Origin of the sequence: uncultured Azohydromonas sp. (genome assembly GCF_937926365.1) — a bacterium.
Classification (GTDB): domain Bacteria; phylum Pseudomonadota; class Gammaproteobacteria; order Burkholderiales; family Burkholderiaceae_C; genus Azohydromonas.
Genome location: NZ_CALAOH010000109.1, coordinates 1 through 7,163, shown reverse-complemented (window position 1 = coordinate 7,163; position 7,163 = coordinate 1). Strand labels below are relative to the sequence as shown.

The following is a 7,163-nucleotide window of genomic DNA, read 5'->3' as shown; positions in this document are numbered from 1 at the left end:
CCGGAGATGATCGGCGGCGCCACGCCCCGCGCCCCGGCCTGGCGCGCGCCAGCGCTGCTGGCGCTGGGCGGACTGGCGGCGCTGGGGCCGCCGGTGATGGGCTTGCCGCTGCCGGCCTACGTGTCGGTGGCGCTGCTGCTGCTGGGCGGCATCGCCTGCGTGCCGGCAGCGGTGGCGCTGCTGCTGGCGCGGCTGAAGCCGCGCTCGGCCCTGCCGCTGCTGGCGGTGCAGCGCGCGCGCCATGAACAGCACGCGGCCAGCGTCGCCATGGCCGGCGTGGTTTCCAGCCTGAGCCTGGCCGTGGCGCTGACCGTGATGGTCGCGAGCTTCCGCAACGGCGTGGCCGAGTGGCTGGACGCGGTGCTGCCCGCCGACCTCTACGTGCGCAGCGGCACGCAGGGCCAGGGCGACACCGCCTACCTGCCGCCGGCCTTCGTGCGCGAGGCCGCGCGCGTGGAGGGCGTGGCCCGCGCCGAGGGGCTGCGCGTGCGCCCGCTGCAGCTCGATCCGGCCAAGCCGGCGGTGAGCCTGGTGGCGCGCCCGCTGCGGGACCCGGCGCGCGATCTCCCCCTGCTCGGCCGCGCCCTGCCCCCGGCCGGCGAGCTGCCCGGCGTGTACGTCAGCGAGGCGATGGTGGACCTCTATGGCGCCCGCCCCGGCACCACGCTGCGGCTGCCGCTGGCCGGCGAGCAGCCCGTCGCGGTGCGGGTGCTGGGCGTGTGGCGCGACTACGCGCGGCAGTTCGGCGCCGTGGCGCTCGATCTGCAGACCTACCGCCGCCTCTCGGGCGACGACCGCATCAACGACCTCGCGCTGTGGCTGGCGCCGGACGCGGCGCTGGACACGGTGCAGCAGCGGCTGCGCGCGCTCGCGCCCGAGGCCGGGCTGCTGGAGTTCGCGTCGCCCGGCGAGATCCGCCGCGTCTCGCTGGGCATCTTCGACCGCAGCTTCGCCGTCACCTACTACCTGCAGGCCGTGGCCATCGGCATCGGGCTGTTCGGCATCGCCGCCAGCTTCTCGGCGCAGGTGATGGCGCGCCGGCGCGAGTTCGGGCTGCTGGCGCACCTGGGTTTCACGCGGCGCCAGATCGTCGGCGTGGTCGGCGGCGAAGGCGCGGCCTGGACGGCGGCCGGTGCCCTCGTCGGCCTGGGCCTGGGGCTGCTGGTGAGCGTGGTGCTGGTGAAGGTCGTCAACCCGCAGAGCTTCCACTGGACCATGGAGCTGCTGCTGCCCTGGGGCCGCCTGGCGGCGCTGTGCGCCGCGGTGGTGCTGGCCGGCACCCTCACCGCCGCCTTCAGCGCCCGGGCCGCGGCCGGGCGGGATGCCGTGCTGGCCGTCAAGGAAGACTGGTGAAAACCGGTCACAAAATCAGACCAAACGAAAAATTCAGGACTCCAATGGATATTCCTCCATTGGATTGCAGGCCTTCAAATGCGGGCATCGGTGCGCGCCATGCTCCCCTGCATATTCGCAGCCCAGGGTAAGCCCTGATGCAACGCTTACGAATTGTCCGTGCCAGCACTGCAATTCAACAACTAAAAAGCGACCCTTAACTCCAGTAGCCGCTTTGGTGGCGCGCACGCCTGCAGGAGACTTCGGGTCATCGTGCGGAAAATCAATCGGCCAATTTGCCTTGAAGTCGAAAGGAGCACGACCTGATGAAGCGATATTCCCTGTCCCTGCGGCTGCTGGCCTCGCTGGCGGTACTGCTGTGTGGCGTCGCCGGGCCCGCGGCCGCGCAGCGCCCGAACATTCTCTACATACTGGTCGATGACATGGAGCATGAGCTCTACCAGTACCTGCCCAAGACCAGGGCGCTCATCGAGCAGAAGGGGGCGCTGTTCGATCAGAATTTCACCAGCCTTTCGCTGTGCTGCCCCTCGCGCACCAGCACGTTGCGCGGGCAGTATTCGCACAACACCGGCATATTCACCAACGTCTGGCCCAATGGAGGCTTCGCCAAGTTCCATGCCGACGGGCTTGAAAATTCCACCATCGCCACCTGGCTGCAGCGCTCGGGTTACCGCACCGGGCTGATCGGCAAATACCTCAACGGCTACCCCAATGCCGAGGTCGGGCAGCACTACATTCCTCCGGGCTGGGATTACTGGTTCGTTCCGAACGGCGGCACGCCTTACGCCCAATACAAATACAGCATCAACTTCAACGGCCGCACCGTGAGCTACGGCAACACGCAGGCCGACCATTTCAACGACGTCGTGACGGCGCAGGCCCAGGCCTTCCTGCGGGAGTCGGCAACCGATCCGGCCAAGAAGCCCTTCTTCCTGTTCTTCAACCCCACGCTGCCGCACGCGCCGGCCACGCCGCCCAAGCGCTACGCCAAGCAGTTGCTGGACGTCAAGATGCCGCGCAAGCCCTCCTTCAACGAGGCCGACATCAGCGACAAGCCGCGCTGGCTGCGCAAGCTACCGCTGCTGACCGCCGACGAGATCACCAAGATGGAAGGGCTCTACGTCAAGCGCCGGCAGTCGCTGCTGGCGATCGACGACACGGTGGAGATGCTGATCCAGACGCTGCAGGCCAACGGGCAACTGGCCAACACCTACGTCGTCTTCTCCTCCGACAACGGCTGGCACCAGGGCGAGCACCGGCTGCCGGCGGGCAAGTCGCGGCTGTACGAGGAGGACATCCGCGTGCCGCTGGCCATCCGCGGCCCCGGCATCCCGGCCGGCCGCGTGGTGAAGAAGCTCACCGCCAACGTGGACCTGGCGCCCACCTTCGCCGCCGTTGCCGGCGTCGCGCCGCCGGCCTTCGTGGATGGGCGCTCGCTGGTGCCGCTGTTCCGCGCCCCGGGGCCGGCGCGCTGGCGCCAGGCGCTGCTGCTGGAGAGCCACACCGGCCTGGCCGGCGAGGCGCCCGAATCCCAGCTCAGCGGCAACCTCGCCACCGAGGCCGGGCTGCTGGAGCCGGACGACCTGGACGCGGCCAAGGCCGAGCTGGCGCCCGCGCCGGCGCACGTCTACCGCGGCCTGCGCACCGCCTTCAATTCCACCTTCGCGCTCTACGACGTGGGCGACGGCGAGTACTACGACATGTACTCGGACCCGTACCAGCTCAGGAACCGCTACGGCAGCATGAACGCCGCGCTCAAGGCACGCCTGGCGGCCCAGCTCCAGTCCATGCGCAACGCCTCGGGCCAGGCCCTGCGCGACGCGGAGGAGGTGCCCGCGGGCAAGCGCTAAGGAGAACCGGGGCTCCGTGGCGGACACGCCGCCACGCAGCCCCTCCTCCCCTGCATGCCGGCGCGCCTCCTTAGGATGCCCGGCATGCTTTCCCGCCGCTTCTTCCTCGCCGCCGCGCTGCCGGCCTCATGGCCCGCGCAGCCGCAGGCCGCCACCCCGGCCGAGGCCCCGCGCGGTGCCGGCGTCAACCTCACCGCCGCCCGGGATTCAGCCGAAGACCACCGCATCGCCCCGCGCCCGCTGAAATTCCCGCGCGACTTCGGCGCGCACCTGGGCACGCGCACCGAGTGGTGGTACGCCACCGGCGCGCTGCGCACCGGGGACGGCGAGACGCTGGGCTTCCAGCTCACCTTCTTCCGCAGCCGCACCGGCATCGGCAACGAAGACGGCGGCCGCTTCGCCCCGCGCCAGCTGCTGTCGGCCCACGCGGCGCTGAGCGAGATCCGCGCCGGCAAGCAACGCCACGCGCAGCGCCTGGCACGCTGGAACGAGGCCCCGGACGCGCCCCTGGCGGCAGCCTCGGTGCGGGACACGAACGTGTTCATCGGCGACTGGTTCTTCCGCCGCGAGGGCCCGGTGGAGGCCAGCCGCTACCACGCCCGGCTCGCTGACCGCGACGCGGGCTTCGCCTACGAGCTCACGCTGGCCGCCACCCAGCCGCCGCTGCTGCAGGGCGAGGCCGGCTTCAGCCGCAAGGGACCGGAGATCGAGCAGGCCAGCCACTACTACTCCGACCCCCAGCTCGCCGTCAGCGGCCTGCTTTGGCGCGGCCAGCGGCGCGAGGAGGTCCAGGGCCGGGCCTGGCTGGACCACGAGTGGAGCGAGGCCTACCTGCACCCGCAGGGCGCGGGCTGGGACTGGATCGGCATGAACCTCGACGACGGCAGCGCGCTGATGGCCTTCCGCATCCGCCACCGCGACGGCAGCGCGCTGTGGGCCGGCGGGGCGTTCCGCCCGGCGGGCGGCGCGGCGCGGGACTTCGGGCCGCGTGAGGTGGTGTTCAGGCCCGGGCGCGTCTGGCAGAGCCCGGGCTCGCGGGCGCGCTATCCGGTGGAGTGGACGGTGGACACGCCCGCGGGCCGCTTCCAGGTGGTGGCCCTGCTGGACGCGCAGGAGCTCGATGCCCGCAGCTCCACGGCCGCGATCTACTGGGAAGGCCTGTGCGAGCTGCGCGACGCGGCCGGCCGGCGCGTGGGCGGTGGTTACTTGGAAATGACGGGGTACGCCTCGCCGCTGCGCCTGGGCTGAATCGGCGCGGCGCGCACGCAGTTGCGGCCGGCTTCCTTGGCCGCGTGCAGCGCGCCGTCGGCGTCGCCCAGCAGCGAGTCCAGCCCGGCGTGGCCCACGCCCAGCGAGGCCACGCCCACGCTGACGGTGGTGCCCACCGTGGCGCCCTTCCAGGCCATCTGCAGCTCCGCCACCGTCTCGCGGATGCGCTCGGCCACGTCCAGCGCGCCCAGCGGGTCGGTCTGCGGCAGCAGCACCGACAGCGCCTCGCCGCTGAAGCGCGCCAGCACGTCGGGGCTGCGCAGCTGGCGGGCGCTGGCGTGCACGATCGCGCGCAGCAGCGCGTCGCCGCAGTGGCGGCCGTAGCGGTCGTTGATGTTGCGGAAGCGGTCCGCGTCCACCAGCAGCACGGCGCAATCGGCATCGTAGCGGCGCGAGCGGGCGAATTCGCGCTCGGCCAGCTGCAGGAAGCATTCGCGGTTGAGGGCGCCGGTGAGGTCGTCGCGCGTGGCGCGCACTTCCAGCGCCAGGTTCTGCCTTTCCAGCCGTTGCAGATGCTGCAGCAGCGGCAGCGCCAGCAGCGGCGGCAACAGCCCGCACAGGCCGGCGGCCACCAGCAGCGCCTGCGTATCGGCCACGCCCATCACCGCCTGGACCGCCATGCCCAGCGCCTCGCTCAGGATCACGCTGGGCAGCAGCAGCAGCAACGACAGGCGCCAGGGCCCCAGGGTCAGCAGCAAGCGGCCCAGACGCTGCGGACGGGCTCGCTCGGGAAGGGAAGGTGCGTGCAAGGGGAGAGTGTCCATGGGGCCAAGAAGCGCAAATCCCAAGGTCTGCATGCAGCAGGACGGCATGAAGGCTGCGCGGCAAACGGCGCGCCGGCCCGATCAATTTACAGGCAGCAGCCCCGCGTTCCAGCCCGCGCAGACCCGGAGGAGAGCCGGGCTTTCCCCGATGCCGCCACCCGGCGCCTGGCTTAGTGGGCGCCGCCCGCGTCGGCCGCCGCGCCGCCGCGCGCCGGGCGCTTGGTGAACCAGATCAGCACGATCATCAGCAGGAACAGCACCGCCGAGGCCAGGAAGATGTCGTCGGCCGCGCGCGTGTAGGCCTGCTGGTCCACCAGGCGGTTGATCTGGGCCCAGGCCTGCTCGGCCGTGAAGCCGCCACCCTGCAGACCCGCCACCGCCTCGGCCGCCGCCGGGCTGCCCTGCGCCAGCGTCTCGGCGTATTGCGCATGGTGCAGCGCGGCGCGGGTGTTCCACAGCGTGGTGGCGATGGAGGTGCCCATGGCGCCGGCGGTGATGCGCACGAAGTTGCTCAGGCCCGCCGCGGCCGGGATGCGCTCCGGCGGCTGGCCGCTCAGCGCCAGCGTGGTCAGCGGGATGAAGAAGAAGGCCATCGCCGCGCCCTGCATCAGCGTGGGAATGAGGATGTGCGTGAAGTCCGTCTGCGTCGTGAACTGCGAGCGCATCCACAGCACCAGCGCGAAGCCGATGAAGGCGCCGGTGGCCATGCGCCGCGGGTCCCACTGGCTCACCTTCTTGCCCACCAGCGGCGTGAGCAGGATCGCCAGGAAGCCCACCGGCGCCAGCGCCCAGCCCGCGGCGGTGGCGGTGTAGCCCATGTACTGCTGCAGCCACAGCGGCATCAGCACCACGTTGCCGAAGAACAGGCCGTAGGCCACCGACAGCGCCAGCACGCCGAAGGTGAAGTTGCGCCCGGCGAACAGGCGCAGGTCCACCACCGGGTGCTCGGCGGTGAGCTCCCACACGATGAACACCGCCAGCCCCACCACGGCCATCACGGCCAACGCCACGATCAGCCCGGAATGGAACCAGTCCTCCTCGTGCCCCTTGTCGAGCATGAGCTGCAGCGAGCCCACCCACACCACCAGCAGCGCCAGCCCGGTCTTGTCGATGGGCAGCTTGCGCACGGGCGTCTCGCGGTCCTTGTAGATGCCCCAGGTGACGGCGGCGGCGGCCAGGCCCACGGGGATGTTGATGTAGAAGATCCAGGGCCAGGAGATGTGGTCCGTGATCCAGCCGCCCAGCAGCGGCCCGGCCACGGGCGCCACCAGCGTGGTCATGCCCCACAGCGCCAGCGCGGTGCCGGCCTTCTCGCGCGGGTAGCTCGCCAGCAGCAGCGTCTGCGACAGCGGGATCATCGGCCCGGCCACCGCGCCCTGCAGCACGCGGAAGGCGATCAGCAGCTCCAGCGAGGGCGCGAAGCCGCACAGCCACGAGGCCAGCACGAACAGCAGCACGCTGGCGGTGAACAACCGCACCGCGCCGAAGCGCTGCGTGAGCCAGCCCGTGAGCGGCACCGAGATGGCGTTGGCCACGCCGAAGCTGGTGATGACCCAGGTGCCCTGCGTCGGGCTCACGCCCAGGTCGCCCGCGATGGCCGGCAGCGACACGTTGGCGATGGAGCTGTCCAGCACGTTCATGAAGGTCGCCAGCGACAGCGACAGCGTGCCCAGCACCAGCGCGGTGCCGTGCAGCGGCGGCGGGGGGACGTAGCGCGGGGCGGCCGGGGCCGGCGCGGCGCCGGGCTTCGCGGCGTCGGCAGTGGTGGAAGCAGCAGTCACGGGCCGGTCCTCGTCCTTGTCCGGTTCACTGTGCCGCCATTCCCCGCGCCGCCGCCGTGCGCGCCGATGCGGACGCGGCGGGCGCCGAGGCCACGCGCTCGGCCGACGGCACCCGTGGCGCCACCGCGGAATGCGGCGTGGCCGCC

At 71.7% G+C, this 7,163-nt stretch carries 5 protein-coding genes; 3 read left to right on the top strand and 2 right to left on the bottom strand.

The window, feature by feature from the left end; translation table 11 throughout:
* The 3 genes from Q0741_RS11210 to Q0741_RS11200 form a co-directional block, all read left to right on the top strand.
* Window positions 1–1,353: FtsX-like permease family protein (locus Q0741_RS11210; RefSeq protein ID WP_298233285.1), on the top strand; the 1,353-nt coding region annotated here is incomplete at its 5' end.
* 305 nt (window positions 1,354–1,658) lie between these two features.
* Complete coding sequence (locus Q0741_RS11205; RefSeq protein ID WP_298233284.1) at window positions 1,659–3,203, top strand: sulfatase; 1,545 nt, start codon at window positions 1,659–1,661, stop codon at window positions 3,201–3,203.
* An 84-nt stretch (window positions 3,204–3,287) separates the two neighbouring features.
* Window positions 3,288–4,451, top strand: coding sequence for a carotenoid 1,2-hydratase (locus Q0741_RS11200; RefSeq protein WP_298233283.1), 1,164 nt, complete (start codon window positions 3,288–3,290; stop codon window positions 4,449–4,451).
* Here the strand turns inward: Q0741_RS11200 and Q0741_RS11195 are convergent.
* Window positions 4,406–5,221, bottom strand: coding sequence for a GGDEF domain-containing protein (locus Q0741_RS11195; RefSeq protein WP_298233282.1), 816 nt, complete (start codon window positions 5,219–5,221; stop codon window positions 4,406–4,408). The two genes, Q0741_RS11200 and Q0741_RS11195, sit on opposite strands and share 46 nt — an antisense overlap.
* A gap of 185 nt (window positions 5,222–5,406) precedes the next feature.
* Window positions 5,407–7,017, bottom strand: coding sequence for a DHA2 family efflux MFS transporter permease subunit (locus Q0741_RS11190; RefSeq protein ID WP_298233281.1), 1,611 nt, complete (start codon window positions 7,015–7,017; stop codon window positions 5,407–5,409).
* Window positions 7,018–7,163 lie beyond the last annotated feature (146 nt).